Origin of the sequence: Rickettsia asiatica, assembly GCF_007989425.1 — a bacterium.
Classification (GTDB): domain Bacteria; phylum Pseudomonadota; class Alphaproteobacteria; order Rickettsiales; family Rickettsiaceae; genus Rickettsia; species Rickettsia helvetica.
In genome coordinates, this window is sequence record NZ_AP019563.1 from 782,489 (window position 1) to 807,388 (window position 24,900).

A 24,900-nucleotide genomic window follows, 5' to 3' on the forward strand; every position below is an offset into this window, starting at 1 on the left:
TTTTATAAATTATTAAATATTGTTAGTTCACTTGCTACTTTATCAAAAGTAACAGTATAATTACATCCATTAAATATATTTAGCTTACCTATTAATATATCGGGAAAATCTGTTTTATAATTTTCATATTCTAAAACTGATAACCATAAGACTTGTTGATTCTCAAAACTAAATTCAACTGTACTAAATATTTCTTTTAGTACTAAAATTATTTGCTCTTTTGAATATTTATAACCTTTTTCTAATACCCAAACTAATTCACATATAACTATATTATTTATAAATATTGAATTTTCTTTACCGGAATATTTTTCTATTAATTCTATAGCTTTAATGCTTTGTACTTTATCGTCTCCGGTTAAGTAATGAATGAGAATATTTGTATCAATTCCTATCATATGAACCTTTAATAATTTCATTCATTTCATCTATAGTTAGAGTATTTTTAGGTTTTGGTAAAATATGTTTCAAGTTTTTAACTGATTTATTTATAGGTATTACCATAAAAGAATTATCTTGCACTATTAACTCTAACTTACTTCCTGTGGATAAATTTAATTTCTCTCTAATATAACTTGGAATTGTCATTTGCCCTCTATTAGTGAGAACTACAAGCTGTGTTTTCATAATGATCTAATTTAAATATTTTGAGTATAAATTAATAATAGCAGAAATAATTTAATAATGCAGCATTATAATTAATTTTCCCATAAAAAATATATATTTAACTTGATGAAACATTCCTATATATTTTGATAAACCAATATATAACTTTGCTTAATATGAATCTTCAAGAGTTTAAACAAAAATATAATTACGATGTTGCAACGAAAATGATGCAACAATATCTAGACATTAAATTTGCTCATTTAGATTGCTTACTACTATTTAGAATGGGTGATTTTTATGAGATGTTCTATGAGGATGCAATCTTAGCCAGCAATGTTTTAGGTATTGCCTTAACAAAAAGAGGCAAAAACGGCGAAGAAGAAGTCCCAATGTGCGGCGTACCTTATCATGCACTTGAGAATTATTTAACTAAGTTAATTGAAGAAAACTATAAGGTTGCTATTTGTGATCAACTTGAAACACCTGAAGAAGCAAAAAATAGAGGTGGTTATAAAGCGATAGTTACTAGAGATGTCACACGTATTATAACTCCAGGAACTATAATTGAAGAAAATTTAATTGCTTCAGCCAAACCTAATTATTTAGCAAGTCTCGTAATACCGAAAAATAAAGAAACAGCTAGCCTTTGTTACATTGATCTTTCTACTTCTGAAATTTTTGTAGTTAATATACCGGAAGCCGAAATTCTCAATGAACTTGCCCGTCTAAAACCTCGTGAAATTTTACTTAGCGAAAATCTAAGATCTTCTAATCTTGCGGATAATATCTTCAAACAATTAAATTTTCGTATTACCTATCAAGTTGATAGTTTTTTTGCAGTTAATAAATGTGAAAAAATCATTTTAGATTTTTATAAAATGAAAGATATTAAAGGGATTGGTGAAGTATCTAACGGTCAAATTTGTGCTATAGGTAGCATCTTAGAATATTTATCGTTAACTCAAAAACAAAATATTCCTCATTTACCGATCCCTAGAATTGTCAATTTTCATAGCTATATGACTATTGATTTTGCAACTAGACGCAACCTTGAAATTGTAACAAACTCACAAGGCAGCTCGCAAGGAAGTTTACTAAGCACCCTTAATCATACGGTTACTAAACAAGGCGGACGTTTATTATATAATTTTCTTTCAAGTCCTTTAACCGACATCCTCAAAATAAACCACCGTTTAAATATTGCTGAATTCTTTTATTCTAACTTAGAAATAGTAAAAAAAATTAGAGAACTTCTAAAAAAAACTAGTGATATAGAACGCTGCTTAACACGTATTACGATGAATAGAAGTTCAGGTCGCGATTTACTTAGTATTAAATATACTTTGGAAACAGCAACGATTATTAAAGGAGTATTTTTTGATGCTTACGGTTTTAATTTGCCTGATTTTATTGAAAAAATTATTAAATCGCTGTCAGGTAATGAAGAGTTATATAATTTAATAGACGAAACAATACGTGAAGATGCCCCGAATAATTTAAATGAAGGCGGTATAATAAGGCATGAATATCATCCGAAAGTAGCACAATTACATGATTTAATTAATAACGGGAAATTACATATTGAAAAGCTAAAAGATCAATATCGTAAAGAAACAAATATAGACAGTTTAAAAATATCTCATAATAATGTTATTGGGCTTTTTATCGATATAACTGCTAAAAATGTCAATAAAATCACCGATCCCAAATTTATTCACCGTCAAACCACAGTCAATAATGTCCGCTACACTACTACCGAATTACAAAAGCTTGAAAGCGAGTTAGTCAACGCCAAAACCTTAGTAATAAGCTTAGAAAAAGAATTATATGCGGATATTTGTAGCCAAGTAATCGCAAAAGCTTCCTATTTACGAATGCTTGCAAGCTCTTTAAGCGGACTTGATGTATTTTGTAATTTTGCTTATATCGCTGATGAATATGATTATGTTAAGCCTGAATTTACCGATGATTTAAGCTTTGATATCGTTAAAGGACGACATCCGGTAGTAGAGAAAGCACTACAGCGAGAAAGCAAAAGCTTTGTATATAATGACTGTCATTTATCGGAGCTTGAGCGTATTTGGTTAATTACCGGTCCTAATATGGCAGGTAAAAGTACTTATCTGCGTCAAAACGCCATTATCGCAATCATTGCTCAAATAGGTTCATTTGTTCCTGCAAAAAGTGCTAAAATAGGAGTAGTCGACAAAATATTTAGCCGAATAGGTGCTGCCGATGACTTAATTAAAGGTCAATCAACCTTTATGGCAGAGATGCTTGAAACCTCGGCAATTCTTGCCCAATCTACAAAGAATTCTTTAATCATCCTTGATGAGGTAGGTAGAGGTACTTCCACTTACGACGGTGTATCTATAGCTTGGTCAGTGCTTGAATATATCCATGATAAACTGAAATGTCGCTGTTTGTTTGCAACTCACTATCATGAACTTACCGTTATGAGTAATTTTTTGCCGGCTTTGCAAAATTATACTATTGCTATTGAGGAGTCAGGTAAAGATATTCTATTTTTACATAATATTATCTCAGGTGCAGCTGATAGGTCATACGGTATTCATGTTGCGGCTCTTGCCGGTCTTCCTGCGAGTGTTATAAACAGAGCTGAGCAGATTCTGCTTAAATTTGAAAAAACTTCTACAGGTAAAGGAAAAAATATCTTATCGACGGAATCAAATAATTTGAGTTTGTTTAATCTTGAACCTAATAAAACTACTATAAGCAACAAATTAGATGAAAAATTTAGAACTATCGATCCTGATAAACTATCCCCTAAAGAAGCACTTGAGTTGATTTATGAGTTGAAGAAGTTGGTGTGAGATGTCATTCCCACGAGGGGTATTGTTGCGTGGATACCAAATCGTCATTGCGAGCAGCCGTAGGCTGCGTGGCAATCCAAAAAAAATAATAAAACAATGCTAAATTTAGTATTTGTTACTGGATTGCTGTGTCAATTACTCCGTAATTTTCCTCGCAATGACGAAAACTAGTCCACGCAACAATGCCTTCCCGCGAAAGCGGGAATCCAATAGTCTGTCATACCGCGACTTGATCGCGGTATCCAGTAATATTTAACTACTATAAATGTTTCTAATGGATACCGTGGTCAAGTCGCGGTATGACAGTTTGGATTCTTTTCCAACCAATATTTGCTACAGGCGAAAAAATTAGGATTAGCAAAATTTTCTTTACCGTAAGTAATTTCTTGTCCGTCGCAATCTAAAATATTACCGCCGCCGGCTTTAATTAAAGCATGACCTGCCGCTATGTCCCATTCCATAGTTTGACCGAATTTTGGATATATATCAGCTGTTCCTTCAGCAATTAAGCATAGTTTAATTGAACTACCTATTGCATTTATTTGACCGAATGAATACTTACTTAAAAATTCTTTAGTAGCTTTATTTGAATTATAAAAACCTATTACCGCATTAAGCTCTTCATGTTTAGGTTCATGATTAACAAATACTTCTTTAGAATTCTGTTCGATTTTTAACCGACCGTTTACATCGGTATAATATAGCTTTGCTGTTTCAGGGTGATATATCAAGCCGATGGTCGGAGAACCGTTTTCAATAAGCCCTATATTTAACGTATATGTACTTTTACCGTTTACATAGCTCCGTGTCCCGTCAATAGGATCGATTAACCAAAAAGTATCACTGCTTAATATAGGTAGCGGCTGTTCTTCACATACTATAGCTACTTGAGAGGTTAAGGTTCGTAGAGTTTGATAAATTATTTTACTAATTTCCTTATCGGCATTAGTGACTACTGACCCATCTGATTTAGTATCAGTCAATATTCCTGCCTTTTTTATATCTAGTGCAACCTTGCCGGTATTAATAATTAAATCTTTTAAAGCATTAATTAAATTGTCATTCATAATTATTTATTTAACATCTTTGCAGCTGTATCATCTTCTAACCACTGACCGGTATTTAAAAACGTAGATTGCTGCAACTCAGCGATTTGATGATCAGGTGACCCCGGTAACATTTGCCACCCCAAATATTCAATTCCATAATACCCTATATCAACCATACTTAAATAAGAGTCCATATTTTCTAAATCTTTTTTATTATTTGCAAAAATTACTATTTTTTTAGGTTGTTTTGGTATAATGTTTAAGAACTCTATAAGAGTTTTTACTCTATTTATATTACCGGTAAATATTATACCTAAATAAAAAATAGGGGCTCCAGCATCACTTGGATTAAATCTAAATACATCTTTATCATTAACTTTATTAGTAAAATTAATATTGAGTCCATAAAGTAAGGTATATAACCATCCTTCATAATTTTCAATTAAATTACATGGGGCCGTTATTTCCTGAAGACCTAAAACTGTTGCACCTTGCTGTTTCATCTTATTAATTAAATCTGCCCATTTAGATTCAACAAGCATCATTTGACGCTGCTCTATCAATTTTGCAATAGTTTTATTAACTGATGCGTTATCCGCTGCAAGACTATATAAATATTTAGTAAAATTTATATAAGAATTATCCTGGTATCGAAATAATTTGGATTTCGGTGTTATAATAGTATTATCTATATTTATAAGTACCAGCGTATCTGCATCTATCTTCGGTAATAAATTTTTCATTGTTATCGAATCTATAGAGTAAGTAGGAATAATTTGACCGTAGCCCGCACACGAAATAACTAAGCAAAGTAAACTCAATAAAACTTTATTGATTAGACCTCTTAAATAACATATCTTATAAAGAGGAATTTGAAGGAAACACGGAAGCACTTGCCGCCGCAGCGTACAAAAAAGATCGTGCAGATGCGAGTACCGGATTGACGTACAAATTACCTTTAGCAAGAGGTTATTTAAGAGGTCTACTTTTGTCATAAGGATTTTTACCTTTCGCATTATTATTCTTTAAATGTGGATTATTTCTTTTTACTTTATTTATTTGAGGTATTAAATCACCAATGGTGTTAGTATAATATGCAGCATCTTTATTTTCCGGGGTATTTTTATTATTATAATGATAACCAATAAATAATATATTAGAACTATAACTACTAAGTTGAAATTCCATTGAGCTTAGCAATTCTATGCTACTACTAATCATTATAAAGCATTTCGGTATAAAATTCATTTGAACAAGGAAATTGATCATCATTTCCGCTTCCGATATATTATTACTTGTCAATATACCCTTATAAAATACCGGATAAGTATTAGCAAAACTGTCTAAATTATTAAAAATAATATAATTATTGTTTGGAAAACTATTTGAAAAATCAATATCGAAATTTTTCTTTAAATAATCGGCAAACCATATTTCAAATTTAGGAATATTATTAAAATTACCGGTAAAGCCATCATTTACTGCTATTATAGGGATTTTACTATTACTCATTTCATTTACAAAATTTGGAAAATCAGATTCTTGTAATTCTTTCTTATAACTATCATTAGTTAAAATCAATTGATTTATATAAATAGCTTTTGGATTTTTATTAATATTACGCAAAAGAGGAGTTAGTGTAAGATAAATATCTTTATCAATTTGTTCACCGATAGGCACTAAAGACTTAAACAAAAATTCATCTAAAACTGTTACTACTAATAAATCCTGAGGTACATAATTTTTATTATAATTTTCTTTAAAATCTTGTTTTATTTTATTTAAACTATCCACTTCTATAATCTCTGCTTTAACTAAGGAAGCAATAAGCAATAGTAAGATGAATAAAGATTTTTTAAACATTTATGGTTTCCATTTTTTTAATTTTGTCATTGCGAGGAAAATTACGAAGTAATTGACGAAGCAATCTCGGGAGAATTCCTGAGATTGCCCACGCAGCCTATGGCTGCTCGCAATGACGATGTAGTCTCAGGAATGACATCAATACTATTAGTGTTACCACATCATAATGCTAATATCAATCCATATTAAACTATAATATGGTAAATATGTTTGGAAGTTTTTTTAGTTCGCTTGGCAGTGCTGTTGGAAATGCATTTGGCGGCAGCATATTTTCAAGTGTAGGAAGATTTGCCGACAAAATGCTTGGTGAGTATTGAGATCAACTAAATCACGAACCGATAGAATATGACAATATTAAAAATTTCAAAGAAAGTTTTAAATATGTAACAGCTAATTACGGCGAACCTATACAACTAATTTTTGGTACTGCAAGAGTTAACGGAAAAATAATGTGGGCAGATCAAATTAAAGAGATAGAAAATAGTACCCGTCATAAAGAATATTTCCCTTATTTTCATAACTTAAAATCCGTTACTAATTTCACTGAATATAGCTATTTCTTTTCTTTTGCAGTTAGTATTTGCGAGGGAGAGATTACAGAGATTAATAGAGTATGGGCGGGTGATGAAGTAATAAATTTAGGTAAGTATAATTTTAGATTATATAAAGGCTCAGAAACGCAATTACCCGATCCTTTAATTAAAACCTACCTCGGTAACGGTAAAACTCCTGCTTTTAGATCACTTAGCTATATAGTATTTGAAGAATTACCTTTAGAAGATTTCGGTAATATTATTCCGAGTTTCTCATTTGAAGTAACAAGAAAACCAAATATTTATTTACCGAATAATGATGCAAAAGTTGAAAATTTAATCAGTAGCATTAACATGATCCCGGGATCAGGCGAATTTGTTTACGATACGGCAGTACAATATAAAACTCAAGAAAGTTCTTACGGCGGCGTTGTGAATCACGAAGCTATTAACTCTCATAATCATTATAATATTGCGGATAGCGTATTTAGTCTCAATCAGCTACAAAACACCTGCCCTAATATAAAATGGATAGCCCTGGTAGTTTCTTGGTTTGGCGATAGTTTAGACATAAGCTATTGCAGTATAAAGCCGGCTATAGAGTTTAACGACCCTCTAACCTCATATTCATGTACTTGGCAAGTAGGTCGTTATAATAGAGCAAATGCTAAAATTATCTCTAAAGATGAGCATGACAACCCTAATTACGGCGGCACGGTTAATGATGCTAGTTTAGTGCGTTACTTAACCGAGTTAAAAAGACGTAATTTAAAAATTATGTTTTATCCAATATTTTTCATGGACTTATCAGGTAAACCGTGGCGTGGGCATGTTACAGGTTCTACAAATTCAGTAAATAATTTTTTTCATAAAGCAGATGGCTATAATAATTTCATTCTTCACTATGCAAGGCTTGTTAAAGATTATGTAGATAGCTTTATAATCGGCTCGGAGCTGATCGGCATAACTTCTATAAAAGATGCAGCCAATAATTTTCCGGCAGTAAGCGAGCTTATAAACCTTGCTCGTTTAGTAAAAGAAATAGTAGGAAGTAATGTACAAGTTACTTATGCCGCTGCTTGGTCAGAATATCATCATACTAGCGGCGGGTGGTATAATTTGACCCGTTATTTACCTCCCCTTATATTGATTTTGTCGGAATAGATGCTTATTTCCCTTTAACTCGTTCTTTAAGCTCTCAGATAACTAAAGAAGAAATTATGAAAGGTTGTAACTCAGGCGAAGGGTATGATTATTATTTAGACGGCAACGGTAATACACAGCCTCTATCTGCTCCTTATGCTTGGAAGAATGTAGGGTATTGGTAGGAAAATCATCACTATAATCCTGACAGGAATCGAACGGCTTGGGAGCCAAAAATGAAAAAAATATGGTTTACCGAGTTTGGCTTTCCGTCAATAGATAAAGCACTAAACCAACCAAACGTATTCTTTGATCCTAAATGCACGGACGGCGGCAGCCCTAAATATTCCTCGGCAGGTACGGATTTTTCTGTACAACGCACAGCTATTAAAGGCTTCATAGAATATTGGCAAACGCAAGAATATATAGAAGAAATGTTCTTATGGATATGGGATGCACGTCCCTACCCTGCATGGCCGCATGGGAATATTTGGAGCGATAATCATTTATGGGAAAAAGGACATTGGGTTAACGGCAAATTCGGCTCTTGTAGTCTTGCCGAGATAATCCTTGAGCTATCTGCTAGAAGCGGTATTGACCTACAAAAAATCGATATTTTTACTATTGACGAAGTGGTAGACGGTTTTATTTTGAATAAAATTTTATCTACAATAGATGTTATTAATTCTCTAAGAATATTTTACTTTTTTGATATGATCGCAAGCGAACGTGAAAAAATTAAATTTCTAAAGCGAGGAGCAGGTAATTTAGAGCATCTAAGCAGCGAAAGCTTAATAAAAATTTCAGATAATAGTTATTTAAAGCAAACGGAAATACCTGAAGAAAATATTATTAGCAAGCTTAGTATTAATTTTATCAATCGGTTTAATAATTATGCTCATTCCTATTATCTTATCGCTGCCCGAAATAGAAACAATAGGAGGATTAATCTTAAAAAATGCTTCTATTGAGAGCAAGGTAATCAAATTCTTAATACCTGCACTTTTTCATGGGTTTAAGCCAGGGGATTTCTTAATACTTCATTATAACAAACTTAAATACCAAATTAGAATAGTGAATAAAGAATTACTTTCTCTAACTTCTTATGTTACAGGCGTTATAGATAATTTATCTTCTTATTATTTGCCTGCTGCAAATATTCTATCCGGTTTTGAGAAAACCATAAAGACCGAAGTTAAATGTATTTATACTTGACTTACCTTTTAATGTGGTAGAGGGGAATGATCAGCCTTATCTAGCAGTTTATTTACAGAGTAATATTAATAAAGCCTTATATGTGTCTACAGAAGGCAGAGATTATACCAAAATAGCAAATTTAACTAACCGGACTTTTATAGGTAGCGTAGTCGGTTTTGCTTCAGATTCTCTCACTATTAACTGTAAAAATTTTGAAATACTAGTTAATGATGATTGGAACTTAGCAGCTTTCAATCAGGAAATTATAAAATTCAAAAGATGGGAAAAATTAGATACCTATGATGATAGTTTTTTAAATGCAAGACTCTACTCACCTTGCAAATAGGATCAATCTTATAAATCCTATCACCTTTGTTACTTTTATATTTATAAGCAACTAAATTGTTATGTTCTATAACAAGTTCCGTAGCAAGAGCGGGTAGTAAATAAATCTCTTTAGGGTACGAGTCTAGAGTTGATAAAATATAACTATTACCGAATAATAATTTGCTTGCAATTAGCTCACTAAAAAAATCCGCTCCGGCTTTTTCAGGATTCGGTCTTTTTAGTAAATAATGTACCGGATGGTCTGATATTATTTCTCTGGTTTTACTTTTAAGCACTTTCCACGGAACATGTCCCGCCGATTGTGCAATTAAATTAATACATCTATATACTATAACATTTTCACGATAAGCTTCTATGCCGACTCTGACTCTTTTTAAATTATCGTATGCAATGTCGTTTAGTTCAATAAAATTTTGTGATTTGGTAGTACTATTCTTCCAAAACTTTTTCCAATAATTTTTTATCATAAATCCTAATATATTTATGGCTTTTAGGAGTGGCATTATTGCATGGCTTGAAAAACGCATTCGGTGTCATCCATGCACTTCTGCAGGAATGACATCGAACATGTTTAATGATACATGCAACAACGTTTTCAAGAGTATATAATGATTTGGGAGGTAGACTAAGAGAGCTTAATAAAATATTAATATTTGTTAAGTTTTGTATATAGAAATAATTAAAATTAATTTGGATCTTTTCTTTACATATATAAATAATCGTGCTATAAGAAGCAAGAAATTACCACGAAATATGGTATTTTAATATAGATAAGGGGTAAAAAAATATATCACTCGTAGCACAAGAAATTTTTTCAATTATCGATGGGAATTTAGAATCAATTTATTTCCTTTACAATATAAAAAGCAATATGATTGCTATTAGCTATGTAATCAATCATTTAAATAATATTAGAATTCAACCGTAAGAATCACAAAGTTTAATTAACGAGCTCGAAGAAGAGCTAAAAGAAATAACGGAACTAACAAACACTTTTAAAGAATTAAAAAAATTAACTGAGGCTGAATTACTCCAAATGTGTGCAGAAACTGCAGAATTAATAAAAAATAATACTTTAGAAGAAATTAACACAAAAATAGAATATTTTACAAAAATATCTGGATCTGAACTTGAAAAAGAATATCAAACTAAAGTAACTGAAACTCAGCATAAAGCCGTAGAACGGAAAGAACAAAGCAAAGAGGATCTTGAAAAAGCTTTGCTGTTTAGTGCATTGCTATTTAGTGAAGCAACAAAAATACAGACTTATTAAAAGTATATGAGAATAACCTAAAAGATCAAGAAAGGATCAAGACTGCTGAAGATACAAAAGCTTTAGAAGAATATCTAGAAAAAAAATACGTTCTACTTTTAAACGCTAAGAATTCTGAAGAAGAAAGTAATGAGGGAGTTTCTCTAGTAAAAAAACTATTTGATGCTGCTCGTAACTTTTATGAGAATAATCCTGCACAAGGCTTGCAGGAGCTAATGGACATATCTCACTAAAAAGCTAGTGATTTATTGGGACAAAACATTTTACGGCTGCTTAAAAATAGACAAATTAGTTTTATAGATGTAAATTATATAGAAGCTAGTGCATTAGACAGAATAGATAATATTGAGATTAAACCTCATTACAAATTATTAGAATGTATTATTGCTAGCGGATGCCCCTTAACCTTACAAAAACTTATAAATGACAATAAAATAGATAAATTTAAGAAAGAAGAATTAGATTTAGTAGTTGTACTTTTAAAAAAAGATTCAGGGGCTTTAAGCAAAAGCCCTATTATAAAATTAAATAATGAAATAGGTAAATTATTATTAACTCCAAGTGAAAACTTAGCCTACGAACTAAAGGAACTTATACCTTTTATAAATGTATAAAACCTAGGAAATGAAGTTTTGACCATGGCAGCCTTATGTCAAGAAATAGATATAATGAAGAAAATAGAACAAGAAACTTTAACTTCCAAAATTATATTTAATGCTTTCATTTATGGCATTTACCGCAGTAATTTAGAAATAATAAACTATTTACTTTCTTTAGAAAAAACAAATATCAATGAAAAAGATACAGATAATAATACTCTTTTACATTATGCTATTATTCTAATAATCCTGAAATAGCTGAATTATTACTTAGCCATAAGGATATCAACATTCATAAAAAAATTCACACAATGAGACTCCTTTAGACTTAGCTACTAATAAACCGGAAATATTGAAATTACTAAATGACTATAAAGAGTCTCATGAAATTTCTACGGTTTCTCAAGATCAAGAAGTACAAATTCTAGGTGAAGAATATAATTGTGACACATTTGATGGAGCGTAATTAATCATGCATAAGAGCGTTGTTGCATGGATACCAAATCGTCATTGCGAGCGACTAAAAGGAGCATAGCAATCTAGAAAAAATAATAAAAAAAATGCTAAAATTAGCATTTTTTACTGGATTGCTTCGTCAAAATTTTCAATTTTTCCTCGCAATGACGTTGAAAAGTGATCCACGCAACAATACTTCCGCAGGCAGGACATAAAAGGAAACACACAAACAAAATCTAATCACTAAAATTATAACTAATATTTTTTCTAGCAGAACTTATATCTTTTAAACGTTCACAAACCTTTTCAAACACTTGTTTAGGCAAGATATTTGAAGCATTAATTTGTAAAAATTTATCGTCTTTTAATTTAATCGAAAAAGAAGGTTCTTGGAATTCCGGTCCATCGATCTCTCTAGCAATTTTTATATAATAACCGATTATATGACTGTTGTAATAATCACTTTTACTAATCATTTTCTTAGCTATTTTATTAATCTGCATGTCAGTTTTAGCAGTATAAGTAACTGTAAGGGCAATACCTAGCATAAGACGCTGTCTATGACTAAAAGGAATGTCTGAAGATAATATAAATGCTGAAACAAAATTTGCTCTGAGCGTTTTATCAATATTTTTATTATATTGTGCTAGCATTATAGCGAGTTCAATAATAATAAGAGTCGTGGCATCGGAATTAATTAAAAGATATTGTACTGCTTCAATATATTTTTCAATTTTACATATATTTCTATCAAATTTTACTAATCTCTTTACCCTCTCATAAATAATATCTTTTTCTGTTTCATGAGACGGCAACGAGTCAAATCTTACTCCTTCTTTTAAACCGTAATTTGAGATAATAATTTTTTCCGGTGAAAATACCTTAATCATCGCTTTTATTACTAAAACTGCATTATAATTTATGGCTTTCTGCTCGTAATAACTCAACTTTAATTTATCGATTTGCGATAATTTCTCTAAATATAACTCAAACTCTACACGATTTATTTCAAAATTATGTAAATTTTTAAGGGGATAATTTATAGACTCCATGTATATACGGCTCATTAGACGTAATGCACCGCCGATTAAATATAAATTAGGATAATGTGCAGCTCCAAATTCCTCCTCTAGCATTTTAGTAATCAGCCCAACATCACCAAAATTGCTACTAGCAATAATTTTTGTACCAAGCGGCAATGATTTTAATTTACCGACTTTTTTATTTCCAATCTGTGCAAGCTCAAGACTTCCACCGCCAAGATCGGCTACAATACCGAAAGCATCACTAATACCGGAAATTAATCCGGCAGCAGTTAAATAAGCTTCACGTTCACCTGAGATAATTTCAATATCAATATTGAATCTCTTTTTAATTATAGCTTTGAATTCATCTGCTTTAGGATGCCCCCTAAGTATAGCTGTTGCAACACATCTAATATTAGTAACGGACAGTTTAGTAAAAATATGGATAAGATATTGTAGAGATAAATATGTTTGATGTTTTACGTCTAAATTATCTAAATTAAGTAAATTTGTAAGATAATTTCTAAATTTATAATTAAAAATTTCCGGAGCTCCAAGCTCATCACTTTCATAAACTACAGCTCTTAAAGCATTTGAACCGATATCAATAATAGCTGAACGCATTTTTGGATCTTACTCATTATTTTCCGGAGCAGTTGTTGTTTCAGTCTCTTCAGAAGCCTCATTATTATTTGCCCTAGGGTTAAAAGGTACTTGAGTAGGTATAAAAGTCGGCGGTAATAATCTACTAGTAAAAAACTTATCTTCATAATACTTAATTTTACGAGATTTTATAGGCGGAAAGGATTCTATTAAAACAATTTGCTCATCTCTCGGTAACTGTATTACTTCTTGAGGTAAAAGTAAAGCTCTTTGAACTTGAGAAACATTTTGGGTTCTAGTAGAAATATTAAGGTCAAAAAATAAAGGTTTACTAAATGATCTTTGTTCTACCGTCTTATTACCAACAAGCTGCGATATTAAATTTGCCGTTTCATAGTTATTAGCAGCAAAAGTAATACGATATGTTGCATTAGATAAGAAAGAATTCATCCCTGCATCTTCATATGTTCCTTTTAACTGCTGCGTATCTTGAATAATCAAAAATAACCGAACTCTATAACCTCTAAAATAAGCTATACCGGCTTTAAAAGTATCCATCTTCCCAAGCGTCGGGAACTCATCAAGTAAGAACATTACCCCATGCGGCTCTTCCTTTAAATCCGGCATTTTGCGGCTTAAAAATTCTGTCGCCTGCTGATAAAACACCTGCATTAATTTTTGTAAACGTTGTATATTATCGGGTGTTAACCCTACATATACGGTTGTTTTTACTTTTTTAAATTCTTGTATGTTGAAATCAGAAGATGCAGTAGCTGAATCAATAAGCGGATTTGCCCATAATTCAAGCGATGAGTTCATTGTAGATATTACGCCCGAACGCTCTTTATCGGCTTTTTGCAAAAACGCAGCAATATTCATATATGCAACAGGATGTATTACACTGCCTAAAGTGTCGAGTACGACCGCTAGATTATAAACTACGTCGTCACTTCTCATGGTACGCACTACTTCACCGAAAGATTTAGTTTTAGTAGGATCAGCTATTAAATATAAAGTTACACCTAAAAATAAACTTCGTGCTTCATTATTCCAAAAATCCTTTTCCGGCATTATAAGATTTGAAATTTTTTGAACGTCATCAACCATCTGCCCGGGCTTAGTACTAACCCAATCAATCGGATTGTAACAATGAGTGACACCATCGGGATTAGAAGGTTCCCATACAAAAACTTTCTGACCTTGTTTCTCACGCCAACCGCTCGTCAAACCGTGATTTTCGAGCTTTATGTCATGTACTACTACCGAATCACTCCAAAATAACAGGTTAGGTATCACAAAACCCACACCTTTACCTGAACCGGTAGGAGCAAATAATAAAGCATGCTGGAACCCGTCTGCAACAAAATATCCACCGGCATCAACACCTATTAACATACCTTTTTTGGATCTAAGACCCGCAGCCTCTATATCTGACGGATTAGCCCAGCTAGCATCTCCATATACTTTTTCCGGTTGCTCAAAAAATTGTAATGATTTTATTCTTTCAAAATTTTTAATATAAAATATTATAACAACAATAGCGGGACCAAGAAGAGATGCAATTAGCTTCAATTTTAAATAATTATAGTCGGCAATTTTTAACTGCCCCCAAACGTTAATAAGCCAATAAGCCCACTTATAAGCAATATTTATAGCATTTATATCTACACCTAAAGCTCTAACCTCATTAGTAAAAATTGCAACAAATGCACCGCTTATCCAAATGGTACAAAAAATAACAACTGGATGAATTATAGCATGACCGAATATATTCCTAGTAACTTTAAGTATCTTATACCATTCCATGAATTGATATTCCTAGTTTATTCTATACGTTAGTTTTTGCGTGGAGTAATTTTTACGTCATTGCGAGCGACTGAAAGGAGCATGGCAATCTCAGAAATCTTGTCTAAGATTGGCTTTGTCAATTACTTCGTAATTTCCTCGCAATGACGCTTTTAAACCATCCCCTCAGCATTTTTATTCTTCTTGTAGTACACCTCTGAAACATATCTCTTCCCACCGCTACTGCGTTTTAACTGCACAACGATATCTACAACGGTTAAAATATACTTCTTTACTTCTTCAGGCGGCATACCAAGATCTGCTTGCATAACCATAAGCTTTAACTGCTCAATTGCCATAGCGGGACTATCAGCATGCAGTGTTGATATTGAACCAGGGTGACCTGTATTAATAGCACGCAAAAAACTAAAAGCTTCTTTACCTCGAAGCTCACCGACTATAATTCTATCCGGTCTTAAACGCAAACAGGCCTCTATTAAATCTTGAGTAGTAACATTTGCACGCCCCTGTCCTCCTTTGGAAGCAAGTAAATGTACTCTGTTAGGATGGCTTGATAGCACAACCTCACGAGCATCTTCTACAGTAATTAATCTTTCTATTGCAGGTATTTCAGTAAGTGCCGCATTAGTAAAAGTAGTTTTACCGGTTGAAGTACCACCGCTAATTATGATATTTTTCTTTGAAACAACTGCATGTCTAATAAATTCTTTAATCTTTTTTTCAGCTAAGAAATTATTTAAAATTACTGCATCTTCATCTACTAAACTCTCTGTTGCAGTATCATCAAATGCCCCCATTTTAGCATATTCATCTAAAGTTAGATTCATACCGCTAGGCTTTCTTATAGAATAAATGATTTGTCCTATCTCACAAGCAGGAGGAAATACTATTTGAATACGGTAGCCATTCGGCAAAGTTGCTGAAAGCAGCGGTTTTTCTTCTGAAATCATCTGTTCGGTAGATTGAGCGACTAAACGCCCTAATGAAAGTAGATGTTCGCTATCCAGTTCCGGTATTTGTTTAGAATATATATCGCCTTTTTTTTCAACCCATACTTCTCCAGGCTTATTAACCATAATTTCGTTAATACCGTCTTCAGCAAATAAATTTTTAAAAGGAAGTAAAAACGTCTCTAAGGCTGCAAATTCTTCATTCATTTCATTACCTTCGATTTTAATAAAACGGCTTTTGGGAATTTATAATCCTTATTAACGTATATTCTAACCGGCGTACCTTGATTAACCGTTGTCGTCGGCTTAAACTGCTGCTGAGTTATCATATTTTGTACAACATTCGTCACATCCGTAAAAGCTTGAGTAGAAGCTTGTTGTGCTTGCGTCGGAGTTGATGCTATAGATGTAGTAGTAAGCAAACTTGAAGCTGCCGTATTAACTGCCTGTACTAAGGTTTGAAGTCTCTGCTCAGCAGTATTAGCTGAAGAAGCAGTTTGTGCTGTTGTACATGCTTGAGTCATAGTAGTATAAGCAGTCGAAGTTTTATCGGTAATAGCAGCAAGTATATTAGTACAAATTGTAACTATCCTAGTATTTGCATCCATACCGGTATTAGCAGCGATAGTTTGGGCCGTATTTAATAATTGTGTTGCCGTAGCACTATTGGTAGCCGCTGCCTGCGAATCTATAGGAGGCGGCACTAACTTATCAAGGACTTTAGCAAGACCTATATTAAAGCCGGATTGTAATACAGCATTTGCAAATTGTTCTTTATATTTATTATCGACTCTTCCTTGTAGTCCCGGTCTACCTAAATTATCAACTGCAGGTGAGTCGAATTCTATAGTATAACCGTTAGTTAAATCGATTCTATCCCATATTATAGAAACTCTACCGTAACTGTCTGATGAAGTTGAGGTTGCATATTTACCGAATATTTTTGACCCTTTCGGTATCAATATAACTTTATCTTTCTCAGAAAATACGTCTCTACTAATAATGGCTCTTATTTCACCGCCGAGATCACTGTTAATTGCCGTCTCAAGCACTGCATCAATTAATTTACCGCGTCCGAGAACTAAAGACATATCACCGCGATCTTTAAAGGTCGCTTCTGCCGTAATCTGTTCCGGTGTTTTTTTAGGCTCTACACCACTAACTAACACTATAGCTGATTTTCTTTTTGCTTCACGACGTTGCTTCTCTGCATCGCTCTCAACTAGCATTCCTGAGGTCGAAGGCAACGAAACCGGCGGCAATGGAAGCGTTTTGTCTTTATTCTCTTCTACAGGAGTAGTAGGAGGTAAGACCGGTGGAACTTCTACTACCGGAGGAGGCAGCGGTGGAAGAGCGGTGGGCGTCTCAAGCTTAGGCGGATCAGGTAATTTTGGAATCTCCGGCATATTATCATCAACCTCCGTAACAGGTTTTACAATATTACTCGGTATCTGAGTCTTCGGTATTTCTTCTTTTTTAGTACCGAAAAAAAGAGTATAAAAAATATATATAAAAATACAGCAAATTATGACTACTATCGCAATACTCTTATTAAAGCTAACTGAAACTTTTGATAATTCTCTTTGTACTTCAGGAGAATCTGCTCCTGATAAAGAACCGGTATTATTATTTTGCTCTTCAGCCATATCTAAATTATATTAGTTAAAGTGTTTTATATTAAAAAATTGTCATACCGTGGCTTGACCATGATATCTTTTACCACAGACTGTGTTCTGAGACCCCGCGATCAAGTTGCGGGATGACATTAATTTTTTTCTGGATACCGTAGTCAAGCCGCGGTATGACACCGAGTGCGTTTTTCGATCCATGCAAAACAATGCCTTCCCCGTAGGCAGGAATGACATCGATTAAAACCTTGCCATGTAATTACTATTTTTCTTAGGGTAGTAAAATTTAATTACATATACTAAATCCCTTTCGTTACCCATCATAAGTTCCATAGAAGCGATATCAAATTCATATGTTCTTTTATTAGTTATAATAGTCATATTTGTGCGAATATCTTTTTCAAGAGGCTTAATAAATAATCTATTTGCAAGAGGAGTTATTTTCCACGCATAAGCATCCCCAAGAATTATATTGTGGATTTCTTCGTTTTTAGCAAATTCTATATGCGATTGAAAGCCAAAATGCAAAACTAATAAATAAACTTCATTTGGATTATATATATAAGTTTTTATCCTATTATCTTTAGTTATAGATAAATCATCTACATAATTATTACTACTACTATTGCATGGATCATCTATAAGTGGACATTCTCGTTGTACTGTAAAACCGCTTAATAATATAAAAACTAAAAAATAAAATCTAACTATTGTCATCGTCTACCCTATATCCGTTAACTTGAAACCCTACCGGATTTACATCAAGTTCTGAATCTGTTAATTGCATAGGCACGTAAGCATAACTTACTACCGCTATTTTATTATAAACTAATTGGCTTCCTGATGTTTCATTTACGGAAAATCTAACTATATATTTATCGGCTGCAATTTTTGACCATGATTTTATTACTAAAAATGTAGTATTATCTTCTTTATATTTTATCGTAGGATCAAAATCTTTATTTCTTATATAGCCAAGATAATTATAATAAACACCGCTTGTTGAGAATAATCTTATTGTCGTACGAGCTAAGGTAGTAAAATCAACCGGATTATATGTTTCCCGTGCCGTTATGTATTTCTTTATAAAATACCTTGTAAGAGACTCATCCGCCGTTAACACCGGTGATGAAATAGGTTCTACCACCGAGGCACGTCCGGTATTACTATTAAGCTGAATAACAAAAGGATCAAACTGTTTAGATTTTACTACAAATGCTATTACTAAAGTTGATATAACCATAAAAATGGTTAGTAGTATTATTAATATGATAAGTAAGTTACGTTGAACAATTAACTTATCAGATCGTTCTTCATACCAATTCTGAGTAATTTTTAAAGGATTAGCCGATTTAATACTTTCTTGATTTTGTGTACCTCCTGAACCACTTTGCGAGTTGTTACTTGATTTAAAGAAGCCAAATATATTATTCATATCAAAGGTATTTTTATTATTACATTGTTATTGTGTAAAACTATTACTTTTATGCTATATTTACTGAATTAACCGGTCTTCTTATACAAGGATTTACGCTTAAACTCGATCCATCCTCTATATCAGCAGAAACGCATGGGCTTTTAATTTCATAAGGAGCTGAAGGGGTACATGACAATAATTGAGAAAGCATAATTAATACTAATAGAAATTTTAATGATTTTAACATTCTAATTATACATTATTAAATTATCTTGTTACTATTTTAAAATTACCTTACTATACAATAGTTCACAAGCATTTTTTGAAAAAATCTATTTATAAATATAAAAAAATATTAAAAAGTATTGTAAACTATTATATTCTGAAGTAAATAAAGAGTAGTAATACGAAGTGCAACTTGGGAGCAGAGCGTATACTTAATACGTGGCTACCTGCGGACTTATAAAGACATTGTCGCCAATTTTTCAAGTGGGGCGAGTATAACATAATAACTACCATCAATAATTGTTATTGTATAATTTTAATTTATAATTAATTTATTTTAATTTTAAAGTTAAATAATATTTGGTATTGTAGCAACAATATACACTATAGCTTACATAACATTAAATTAACAAATCATAATCATATTATAATAATTATGGTAGAGTTAAAACAAAATAAAATTAGCTATTAATCTAGTAATTATGGACCCATTAACCAATGCAATACAAGAATATATAAAATCCGGCGAATATTTTATTGATGCAAGAAAATGGTATAATTTTAAGTATATCTTACCGTTAAGTCATAGAAGTCTTCTGCTTTTAATATGCACGATTTTTACCTTATTATTAACCTTAATTTGTATAAATATCAATATATTGCTACCGATAAACGACAAAGTAAGTTATTTAATAAAAGATGATGCTGAAAAACAAGCTACCGTTACTAATACTAAACATTCAACATTAGCAAATCCTTATATTTTTGTTGCAAATATTATGCTTCAGAATTATGTAAAACAACGAGAAGAATACAATTACGATATATTAAAAGAACAATTTACCTTTATCAAAAATGCTTCTACAAGTATTGTTTATATGCAATTTGCTAATTTTATGAATATTGATAACCCATTATCACCGGTCATAAGATATCAAAAATTATATAGACGCTCAATTAATATATTATCAATTAACAATATAAACGATAATGAAGCAGTTGTTACTTTTGAATCATTGGCAAAAAATAGTACGGGTGAAATTTTAGAAAATATGGTATGGGAAGCAAGAATCGGATTTATAATGGATGCTATCAGTACAAGTACATCACCTGATATGCCGTTCAATTTTACCGTTACTAGTTACAAGCTAAAGTTATTAAGGAATAAAAATCAGAAATAATATGAAGCAACTAATAATATTTTGTACTTTTATAATACTTACATTAGATGTATTTGCTCTTACTATATCACGACCTCTAGGTCGAGACCCACGTCTAAGAGTTATGACTTATAACCCTGACGATGTTTTCAAATTCACAGGATATTACGGCTATCAAGCAAGTATAGAACTAGCAAGAGATGAGGAAATAGTAAGTATTTCTATGGGAGATACTACTTCATGGCAAATAGTACCTGCCGGTCATAGGATTTTTATTAAACCGATGGAACCGGATGCTACTACTAATATGACTTTAATTACTAATAAACGGACTTACTTCTTTGAACTATACGCCGCCGAAACTCTTGATATGCGTGATCCTGAAATGGTCTTTAATGTAAAGTTTCTTTATCCGGATGACGAAAATGACAATATGAGCGGTCATATGCAAACTTTTTCTGCTTCCCTAGCAAGTCCTGATCTTACTCATCCTGAAAAATATAACTTTAATTACTATATTAGCGGCAGCGAAGAAATAGCTCCTATTAAAATTTTTGACGACGGCGAGTTTACTTATCTGCAATTTAGGGATAAAAACGCTGAAATTTCCGGTATTTTTGCCGTAGATGATTCACTTCGAGAATCTTTAGTAAATTATCGCCTTGCTCAAGATAATCCTAATATGGTGATCCTTGAACAGGTTTTTCCTAAGCTCGCTATACGTAAGGGTAAAAAAATCACATGCGTATTCAATCAGTCTTTCAAAGCATACTAACTGTCATCTTGCGACTTGATCGCAGGATCCAGTCTTTTTTAAATTTTTTTTTGGATACCGTGGTCAAGCCATGGTATGACAATGTTATGTCGCATTTAATATATTTCTTTGCCTTGATCTTACTAACTAGCGGCTTATTTATAATGCTTACAAGCCGTAATTATATTCATAAAATTATCGGGCTTGGAATCTTTCAAAGTTCGGTGTTAGTATTTTATTTAAGTATCGGAAAAATTAAAACAGGCGGTGTACCTATTTTACAAGAGGGCGTCACTACTTACACTAGCCCTTTGCCTCATGTATTAATGCTAACTGCTATAGTAGTTGGGTTTGCTACTCTGAGCGTAGCTTTAAGTTTAATATATCAAATTTATAAACATTTTGGTACAATATCAGAAAATGAAATTAATTTTGATAAATGATCCTAGCTAACCATTTCCCTATCATACAAATATTATGCCCTTTATTCGGGGCTTTACTCTCAATAATATCTTTTCGCTTTACTACCTTTGCACGAGTAATTACCGTAGTTTGCATTTTATCTAGTCTTTTGGTCAATGTTTATGGATATAGCATTATACAAAATACAGAACTATCTTACACCATGGGAGGATGGACTTCAAAAATAGGAATAGAATATCGGCTAAATTCACTAAACCAAGCTATTATTATTTATCTTAACTTGGTTTTATTATTCTTTTTAGTTTTTTGTCATAAGATTACTAATCGAACTATCTTAAAATATATCAACAATAATAGAAAATCTTTATTTTATAGTATTTTATTATTTGCTCATACCGGCTATTTAGGAATGATTGCTACTCACGATTTCTTTAATCTATATGTATTTATAGAGATTTCGGCACTTAGTAGCTATGTCCTGATAGCCTCAGGTAATAATCCAAAATCTTTAATCGGAGCTTTTGATTACTTGATAATGGGTAGTATCGGAGCGACTCTTATTCTTATATCTATAGGGTTTTTACTGAGCATTACGGGTAGCTTAAATGTGTATGATGTTGCAGCTTATTTGCAAGAACATACTAATTCCCGTATAATCACTATAGCTATTGGTTTTTTCTTAATAGGAGCTATTTTAAAAACTGCCTTTTTCCCTATGCATTTTTGGATGATGAGAGCTTATAATAACACGGCTTCAGTCACTTTAGTATATTTAGCAGGGATTTCTACTATAATAGGAATATATATAATATATAAATTTACTTATATTATTATAGGCTATGAGACGATTAAAACTGCTATTACAAACTTTATAAGACCTATTGCTTTAGCAACTATTATTATAGCCCCGTATTTTGCTTACCAGGCAAAAGACTTCAAGAATATTATAATTTATTCGTGTTTCACTCAAATAGGTTACGTATTTTTATTATACGTAACCGAAAACGGTATAATAGTTTTACCAAGTTTATTACTTGCAGATAGTATAAATAAAATAGCTCTTTTCTTGATAGATGCTTATAATGAAAGCTATAAAAAGAATCCTAACAAAGTTTTAATAATAATTGTTATTATTTGCAGTTGCGGCTTACCCATAAGCCCATTATTTTTTATCAAAATAAATATTCTTGAATTATTATTTAGACAAAAACTATTATTAGATTTTGTTATAATTTTACTCAGCTCCGTAGGATCATTATTTTACCATTATAAAATGGTACTATTGTCATTCCCGCGAAAGCGGGAATCCAGTAACCTTTAATGTCATCCTAGCTCACTTGTAGCGGGATCTAGAAAAAAAAACTTAGGGAGTACATTGTTTTGATGTTTTTACTGGATGCCGTGGTCAAGCCATGGCATAACAATAATTCGCTTTTTCTAGATTCCTGCGATCAACGGAATGACACAACGAACAATATATATAATACCATGATTACACAATTTACTACTCCGAGTCTTTTGATTCTATCAACTTTGCTAGTTGGTGCATTAAACTTAACCAGTCCGTATGCCACTCAAAAAGATAGTTTTATACGTAATTTTTTACTTATTACTATCGCTATTTTTTTCTTCGGTAATATTTTAATTATAGACTGGTTGTTTTTAAAAGGTATTAGAGCAGGATTTGAATTTAATATATTCGGTAATTACTCTATAGGTTTTCATCTTGAACCTTTAGGGCTTATTTTCTTAAGCTTAATAGGCTTTTTATGGATTTGTGCTTTACTTTACACTCCAAAATATCTTGCTATTAATAATATAGAACACTCTTCCAGATTCTTATTTTGCTTTAACTTAACTATTCTAATCGGTGTTTTAATTGCCTTATCTAGTAACTTATTTACGATGTTTATTTGCTATGAGCTTTTAACTATTTCTACAGCTTTTTTAATAGGACATACCAAAAATAATATAGTACTTAGCGGGTTATACAAATATTTAAAAATTCTGATGATTTCTGCCACAATATTATTTTTACCGGCAGTGATAATCATTTATGCTCAAACCGGTAACGGGGATTTTGCAAGCGGTAGCCTAGTAGAAAATTATTTTTCTCAAAGCCAATCCATTATTTTATTATTAATGTTTATTTTCGGTATTGCTAAAACTGCAATTTTTCCGGTACATTCGTGGCTTCCTGCTGCAATGGTTGCACATTATCCCGTTAGTAGCTTACTGCATGCCGTAATAGTGGTTAAAACCGGATTATTTTGTATTTACAAAATCCTATTATATATATTCGGTTTATCATATTTACAAATGATATTTGCCGAGCTTAACTGGTTAATTTTTATACCTATAGTAAGCATATTTTACAGCTCAATCAAAGCACTAGGCACGGATAATATTAAAAAAATACTCGCCTACTCCACTATGAACCAATTAAGCCTCGCATTGCTTAGTGCTTTCATGTTAACGCCTAAGGCACTTGGAGCTGCAATACTCCATTTAGTTTCACATTCTTTTACAAAAATCTGCTTATTTTATAGTATGGGAAGTATTTACAGTTTAAAGAAAGCCGATCAAGTACAGAATTTACATGGTACATCCAAAGAATTTCCTTTAATTTCTTTTATTATATCCATCTCTTCATTATCATTAATCGGTATACCTATCTTTAGCGGATTTATTAGCAAATTCTCAATATTGCTTGCTGTAAGCGAACAAAATCAAATTATCGTTATGATTGTCGTAATAGCTAGTAGTATATTCTCAAGCCTTTACCTTCTCAAAATATTAAGCTCTATTTATAAACCTTCTTTGGTAGAATCTAGCGTAACAAAACCACTCCCCTACTCTATGCAAATTAGTATAATAATTTGCTGCTGTGCCGTAACTCTCTTTTATTTTATTCAAATCTTAATCAGAGAATTTTTAGCTTATATTACATAAACATATTTACATAATTTACATATAATCATATAATATATAAGAGGCTATCTGTA

The 24,900-nt window shown here is 32.0% G+C and carries 25 protein-coding genes and 3 pseudogenes; 15 read left to right on the forward strand and 13 right to left on the reverse strand.

The annotated features are described in order from the left end of the window. Positions 1 to 2: 2 nt before the first annotated feature. Complete coding sequence (locus RAS_RS04570; protein WP_232049141.1) at positions 3 to 398, reverse strand: PIN domain-containing protein; 396 nt, start codon at positions 396 to 398, stop codon at positions 3 to 5. Beyond that, entirely contained in the window at positions 385 to 627 is a 243-nt protein-coding gene (locus RAS_RS04575; protein ID WP_010423462.1) for an AbrB/MazE/SpoVT family DNA-binding domain-containing protein, read from the reverse strand. Before RAS_RS04575 ends, RAS_RS04570 begins: the two co-directional genes overlap by 14 nt. A gap of 155 nt (positions 628 to 782) precedes the next feature. On the opposite strand from RAS_RS04575, the gene mutS reads away from it, so the two are divergent. Then, positions 783 to 3,443: a DNA mismatch repair protein MutS gene (mutS, locus tag RAS_RS04580; protein ID WP_010423464.1), complete on the forward strand. Its 2,661-nt coding sequence runs from the start codon at positions 783 to 785 to the stop codon at positions 3,441 to 3,443. Between the two features lie 287 nt (positions 3,444 to 3,730). Here mutS and RAS_RS04585 read toward each other — a convergent pair whose 3' ends face one another. Beyond that, on the reverse strand, positions 3,731 to 4,510 hold the full coding sequence (locus RAS_RS04585; protein WP_147142754.1) for a 3'(2'),5'-bisphosphate nucleotidase CysQ family protein: 780 nt from the start codon (positions 4,508 to 4,510) through the stop codon (positions 3,731 to 3,733). A gap of 2 nt (positions 4,511 to 4,512) precedes the next feature. Beyond that, a complete protein-coding gene (locus RAS_RS04590) occupies positions 4,513 to 5,349 on the reverse strand; it encodes a DUF2608 domain-containing protein (RefSeq protein WP_172616180.1) in 837 nt (278 codons plus the stop codon). A 2-nt stretch (positions 5,350 to 5,351) separates the two neighbouring features. Between RAS_RS04590 and RAS_RS04595 the strand changes: the two are divergent. Then, a pseudogene (locus RAS_RS04595) lies at positions 5,352 to 5,453 on the forward strand (palindromic element RPE1 domain-containing protein); the annotation flags it as partial. Between the two features lie 8 nt (positions 5,454 to 5,461). Here RAS_RS04595 and RAS_RS04600 read toward each other — a convergent pair. Beyond that, positions 5,462 to 6,355, reverse strand: coding sequence for a DUF2608 domain-containing protein (locus RAS_RS04600; RefSeq protein WP_147142762.1), 894 nt, complete (start codon positions 6,353 to 6,355; stop codon positions 5,462 to 5,464). A 206-nt stretch (positions 6,356 to 6,561) separates the two neighbouring features. On the opposite strand from RAS_RS04600, the gene RAS_RS04605 reads away from it, so the two are divergent. From RAS_RS04605 to RAS_RS08610, 5 genes and pseudogenes are all read left to right on the forward strand, one after another. Beyond that, positions 6,562 to 6,672 carry a host specificity protein gene (locus tag RAS_RS04605; protein ID WP_147142765.1) on the forward strand — a complete coding sequence of 37 codons (111 nt, stop codon included), beginning with the start codon at positions 6,562 to 6,564 and terminating at the stop codon, positions 6,670 to 6,672. 132 nt (positions 6,673 to 6,804) lie between these two features. After that, entirely contained in the window at positions 6,805 to 8,052 is a 1,248-nt protein-coding gene (locus tag RAS_RS04610; RefSeq protein WP_147142768.1) for a baseplate megatron protein TIM-barrel domain-containing protein, read from the forward strand. 188 nt (positions 8,053 to 8,240) lie between these two features. Then, positions 8,241 to 8,498, forward strand: a pseudogene (locus RAS_RS11320) (baseplate megatron protein TIM-barrel domain-containing protein); the annotation flags it as partial. A 165-nt stretch (positions 8,499 to 8,663) separates the two neighbouring features. Then, positions 8,664 to 9,002 carry a phage tail protein gene (locus RAS_RS11325; RefSeq protein WP_458693527.1) on the forward strand — a complete coding sequence of 113 codons (339 nt, stop codon included), beginning with the start codon at positions 8,664 to 8,666 and terminating at the stop codon, positions 9,000 to 9,002. Between the two features lie 103 nt (positions 9,003 to 9,105). Next, the gene (locus RAS_RS08610; protein WP_172616131.1) at positions 9,106 to 9,246 is read left to right on the forward strand and encodes a hypothetical protein; all 141 of its coding nucleotides are present in this window, start codon (positions 9,106 to 9,108) and stop codon (positions 9,244 to 9,246) included. 275 nt (positions 9,247 to 9,521) lie between these two features. Here the strand turns inward: RAS_RS08610 and RAS_RS04620 are convergent. Continuing rightward, positions 9,522 to 10,043 (reverse strand): annotated as a pseudogene (locus tag RAS_RS04620) (phage portal protein); the annotation flags it as partial. Between the two features lie 569 nt (positions 10,044 to 10,612). On the opposite strand from RAS_RS04620, the gene RAS_RS04625 reads away from it, so the two are divergent. From RAS_RS04625 to RAS_RS04635, 3 genes are all read left to right on the forward strand, one after another. Then, a complete protein-coding gene (locus tag RAS_RS04625) occupies positions 10,613 to 10,849 on the forward strand; it encodes a hypothetical protein (protein WP_147142776.1) in 237 nt (78 codons plus the stop codon). A gap of 248 nt (positions 10,850 to 11,097) precedes the next feature. Beyond that, on the forward strand, positions 11,098 to 11,463 hold the full coding sequence (locus tag RAS_RS04630; protein WP_147142779.1) for a hypothetical protein: 366 nt from the start codon (positions 11,098 to 11,100) through the stop codon (positions 11,461 to 11,463). Between the two features lie 24 nt (positions 11,464 to 11,487). Further along, complete coding sequence (locus RAS_RS04635; protein WP_010423474.1) at positions 11,488 to 11,706, forward strand: ankyrin repeat domain-containing protein; 219 nt, start codon at positions 11,488 to 11,490, stop codon at positions 11,704 to 11,706. 434 nt (positions 11,707 to 12,140) lie between these two features. Here RAS_RS04635 and RAS_RS04640 read toward each other — a convergent pair whose 3' ends face one another. The 7 genes from RAS_RS04640 to RAS_RS04675 form a co-directional block, all read right to left on the reverse strand. Continuing rightward, positions 12,141 to 13,553: a Ppx/GppA phosphatase family protein gene (locus tag RAS_RS04640; protein ID WP_147142782.1), complete on the reverse strand. Its 1,413-nt coding sequence runs from the start codon at positions 13,551 to 13,553 to the stop codon at positions 12,141 to 12,143. Between the two features lie 9 nt (positions 13,554 to 13,562). Beyond that, on the reverse strand, positions 13,563 to 15,338 hold the full coding sequence (locus tag RAS_RS04645) for a type IV secretory system conjugative DNA transfer family protein (RefSeq protein WP_147142785.1): 1,776 nt from the start codon (positions 15,336 to 15,338) through the stop codon (positions 13,563 to 13,565). 152 nt (positions 15,339 to 15,490) lie between these two features. Beyond that, positions 15,491 to 16,495, reverse strand: coding sequence for a P-type DNA transfer ATPase VirB11 (virB11, locus tag RAS_RS04650; RefSeq protein WP_147142788.1), 1,005 nt, complete (start codon positions 16,493 to 16,495; stop codon positions 15,491 to 15,493). Further along, positions 16,492 to 17,934 (reverse strand): TraB/TrbI/VirB10 family type IV secretion system protein, encoded by a 1,443-nt coding sequence (locus RAS_RS04655; RefSeq protein WP_147142791.1) that lies wholly within the window; start codon positions 17,932 to 17,934, stop codon positions 16,492 to 16,494. The genes virB11 and RAS_RS04655 overlap by 4 nt, the downstream gene beginning before the upstream one ends. A 222-nt stretch (positions 17,935 to 18,156) precedes the next feature. Beyond that, complete coding sequence (locus RAS_RS04665; RefSeq protein ID WP_147142794.1) at positions 18,157 to 18,633, reverse strand: TrbG/VirB9 family P-type conjugative transfer protein; 477 nt, start codon at positions 18,631 to 18,633, stop codon at positions 18,157 to 18,159. Beyond that, positions 18,620 to 19,351 carry a VirB8 family type IV secretion system protein gene (locus RAS_RS04670; protein ID WP_147142797.1) on the reverse strand — a complete coding sequence of 244 codons (732 nt, stop codon included), beginning with the start codon at positions 19,349 to 19,351 and terminating at the stop codon, positions 18,620 to 18,622. The genes RAS_RS04665 and RAS_RS04670 overlap by 14 nt, the downstream gene beginning before the upstream one ends. 49 nt (positions 19,352 to 19,400) lie before the next feature. Beyond that, positions 19,401 to 19,580 carry a DUF2706 domain-containing protein gene (locus tag RAS_RS04675; protein WP_010423481.1) on the reverse strand — a complete coding sequence of 60 codons (180 nt, stop codon included), beginning with the start codon at positions 19,578 to 19,580 and terminating at the stop codon, positions 19,401 to 19,403. A 460-nt stretch (positions 19,581 to 20,040) separates the two neighbouring features. On the opposite strand from RAS_RS04675, the gene RAS_RS04680 reads away from it, so the two are divergent. The 5 genes from RAS_RS04680 (at position 20,041) to RAS_RS04700 (ending at position 24,847) form a co-directional block, all read left to right on the forward strand. Then, the gene (locus RAS_RS04680; protein ID WP_147142800.1) at positions 20,041 to 20,739 is read left to right on the forward strand and encodes a VirB8 family type IV secretion system protein; all 699 of its coding nucleotides are present in this window, start codon (positions 20,041 to 20,043) and stop codon (positions 20,737 to 20,739) included. Between the two features lies 1 nt (position 20,740). Next, positions 20,741 to 21,493 carry a P-type conjugative transfer protein VirB9 gene (gene virB9, locus RAS_RS04685; RefSeq protein ID WP_147142802.1) on the forward strand — a complete coding sequence of 251 codons (753 nt, stop codon included), beginning with the start codon at positions 20,741 to 20,743 and terminating at the stop codon, positions 21,491 to 21,493. Positions 21,494 to 21,579: 86 nt separating this feature from the next. Further along, complete coding sequence (locus tag RAS_RS04690; protein ID WP_010423485.1) at positions 21,580 to 21,915, forward strand: Na+/H+ antiporter subunit C; 336 nt, start codon at positions 21,580 to 21,582, stop codon at positions 21,913 to 21,915. Continuing rightward, positions 21,912 to 23,216: a proton-conducting transporter transmembrane domain-containing protein gene (locus tag RAS_RS04695; RefSeq protein WP_147142809.1), complete on the forward strand. Its 1,305-nt coding sequence runs from the start codon at positions 21,912 to 21,914 to the stop codon at positions 23,214 to 23,216. Before RAS_RS04690 ends, RAS_RS04695 begins: the two co-directional genes overlap by 4 nt. Positions 23,217 to 23,383: 167 nt before the next feature. Beyond that, a complete protein-coding gene (locus tag RAS_RS04700) occupies positions 23,384 to 24,847 on the forward strand; it encodes a proton-conducting transporter transmembrane domain-containing protein (RefSeq protein WP_147142814.1) in 1,464 nt (487 codons plus the stop codon). Positions 24,848 to 24,900 lie beyond the last annotated feature (53 nt).

Bases quoted from the DNA above. Each gene is read 5' to 3' on its own strand.
- RAS_RS04570 (WP_232049141.1), bottom strand. From the start codon at position 398: ATGATAGGAATTGATACAAATATTCTCATTCATTACTTAACCGGAGAC.
- RAS_RS04575 (WP_010423462.1), bottom strand. From the start codon at position 627: ATGAAAACACAGCTTGTAGTTCTCACTAATAGAGGGCAAATGACAATT.
- mutS (WP_010423464.1), top strand. From the start codon at position 783: ATGAATCTTCAAGAGTTTAAACAAAAATATAATTACGATGTTGCAACG.
- RAS_RS04585 (WP_147142754.1), bottom strand. From the start codon at position 4,510: ATGAATGACAATTTAATTAATGCTTTAAAAGATTTAATTATTAATACC.
- RAS_RS04600 (WP_147142762.1), bottom strand. From the start codon at position 6,355: ATGTTTAAAAAATCTTTATTCATCTTACTATTGCTTATTGCTTCCTTA.
- RAS_RS04605 (WP_147142765.1), top strand. From the start codon at position 6,562: ATGTTTGGAAGTTTTTTTAGTTCGCTTGGCAGTGCTGTTGGAAATGCA.
- RAS_RS04610 (WP_147142768.1), top strand. From the start codon at position 6,805: ATGTGGGCAGATCAAATTAAAGAGATAGAAAATAGTACCCGTCATAAA.
- RAS_RS04625 (WP_147142776.1), top strand. From the start codon at position 10,613: ATGTGTGCAGAAACTGCAGAATTAATAAAAAATAATACTTTAGAAGAA.
- RAS_RS04635 (WP_010423474.1), top strand. From the start codon at position 11,488: ATGGCAGCCTTATGTCAAGAAATAGATATAATGAAGAAAATAGAACAA.
- RAS_RS04640 (WP_147142782.1), bottom strand. From the start codon at position 13,553: ATGCGTTCAGCTATTATTGATATCGGTTCAAATGCTTTAAGAGCTGTA.
- RAS_RS04645 (WP_147142785.1), bottom strand. From the start codon at position 15,338: ATGGAATGGTATAAGATACTTAAAGTTACTAGGAATATATTCGGTCAT.
- virB11 (WP_147142788.1), bottom strand. From the start codon at position 16,495: ATGAATGAAGAATTTGCAGCCTTAGAGACGTTTTTACTTCCTTTTAAA.
- RAS_RS04655 (WP_147142791.1), bottom strand. From the start codon at position 17,934: ATGGCTGAAGAGCAAAATAATAATACCGGTTCTTTATCAGGAGCAGAT.
- RAS_RS04665 (WP_147142794.1), bottom strand. From the start codon at position 18,633: ATGACAATAGTTAGATTTTATTTTTTAGTTTTTATATTATTAAGCGGT.
- RAS_RS04670 (WP_147142797.1), bottom strand. From the start codon at position 19,351: ATGAATAATATATTTGGCTTCTTTAAATCAAGTAACAACTCGCAAAGT.
- RAS_RS04675 (WP_010423481.1), bottom strand. From the start codon at position 19,580: ATGTTAAAATCATTAAAATTTCTATTAGTATTAATTATGCTTTCTCAA.
- RAS_RS04680 (WP_147142800.1), top strand. From the start codon at position 20,041: ATGGACCCATTAACCAATGCAATACAAGAATATATAAAATCCGGCGAA.
- virB9 (WP_147142802.1), top strand. From the start codon at position 20,741: ATGAAGCAACTAATAATATTTTGTACTTTTATAATACTTACATTAGAT.
- RAS_RS04690 (WP_010423485.1), top strand. From the start codon at position 21,580: ATGTCGCATTTAATATATTTCTTTGCCTTGATCTTACTAACTAGCGGC.
- RAS_RS04695 (WP_147142809.1), top strand. From the start codon at position 21,912: ATGATCCTAGCTAACCATTTCCCTATCATACAAATATTATGCCCTTTA.
- RAS_RS04700 (WP_147142814.1), top strand. From the start codon at position 23,384: ATGATTACACAATTTACTACTCCGAGTCTTTTGATTCTATCAACTTTG.